Here is a 1,343-nt window from a genome sequence, read left to right on the forward strand (position 1 = left end):
TTTCTTAGACGCACAGGCTTTGGTTTCGCTTCTATAACCCAAACTTGAGTTTGACCGTACTTTCCTTCTTGCAAAATCTTGTAGTCATATTCATCAGTTTTGCCACTTTCCATATCTTCTGTTGTAAACTCAGAACCAAAGAAAGCGACTGGTTCTTGATCATCAGATGAGCCACTCACCATTCGTTTCACCTTCCCCAAGGCAGACAGGTATAACCAAGACTCGGTATCTCTTGAATCATCTTCGTAGCTATATGTCAGCATGCCCACACCTTTTTCGCGGGCGGGTTCTAGAATGATAGAGATAGCTTTGCTGTCTTTTTTATTAACGCCAGCCTGAATGCTGTAGGATTCAAATCGTTTGATTCGTTTTGACTCGGTGCACGACACTTTCTTGCTCTTGATTTGAAAAGGACAAGAAGAAAGTGTCGATAGACTTAAGTTCATATCAGCCGTTTCTCGCTGAACTACATCCACTTTTTCCATAATACTTTTCGCCTCATTAGCAGCTTGAGACAGTGTGCTAAATGCAATTAGCATCACCAAGGCCGAGACCTTAAAGCTTATCGTTTTCATGCGCCGACCTCCTCTTGACGAACAAGCGCTGCCATATGTTTTTTCCGCCCTAAATCTGGTTTTAGCCAGCTTATCAAGGCAGGCAGTAATAGTAAGTCTGAAGACAAAGCAACTACGATTGATAATGAACCAAAAATACCGGTTTTTGCCAGTCCCATATAGTCTGAGAAGGCAAGCATTGAAAAGCCAATCCCTAAGACTAGGGTAGTAAATGTTACCGCCTGGCCAACTTCTGAGATGGTGCTTTTAAGAGCCGCGTCAACATCACCAAGTTCAAACCACGCATCTCGATAATGTGCAACAAAGTGAATAGTGTCATCCACGGCAATACCAATAATTAAGGGAGCAATAATCAACGTGTCCGTATCTAAAGGTATATCTAGCAAGCCCATCAGACCGAAGGTAAAGAATGCTGGCAGGAGATTAGGAATCATTGAAATCAACCCTGCTTGCACAGAACCTAAAGAGAATATTAACAAGATCGTGATAATAACCAGTGCAAAAGCGAAACTCTTGATTTGTGCCCAGCTGATGTGATCGATTAACTCCATCATTAAGGCTAACTGACCTGTAACACTTACTTCAAGATCTGGATACTGAGCCTTTAAAGGTTCAAAATAACGATCTAGGTCAAGTTGAACCTGCTCAAAGAAATGGGTGTATTCGAACGAGCCCTTGTTCCGCAATTGAGCTGAAATATGAGTCTTGGAGTAGTCATCGCTTACAACATTTCTTCGGTCTCGGCTGTTGGCATTATCAAAGAGGTAA

2 protein-coding genes are annotated in these 1,343 nt (G+C 42.2%); both read right to left on the reverse strand.

Features of this window, described 5'->3' with window-relative positions; translation table 11 throughout:
- Positions 1–575 (reverse strand): outer membrane lipoprotein-sorting protein (locus A3729_RS30240; RefSeq protein WP_156498243.1); only part of this gene is annotated, 575 nt, incomplete at its 3' end.
- Positions 572–1,343: MMPL family transporter (locus tag A3729_RS30245; protein ID WP_156498244.1), on the reverse strand; the 772-nt coding region annotated here is incomplete at its 5' end. The genes A3729_RS30245 and A3729_RS30240, both read right to left, overlap by 4 nt.

This window comes from Oleiphilus sp. HI0043, assembly GCF_001634935.1.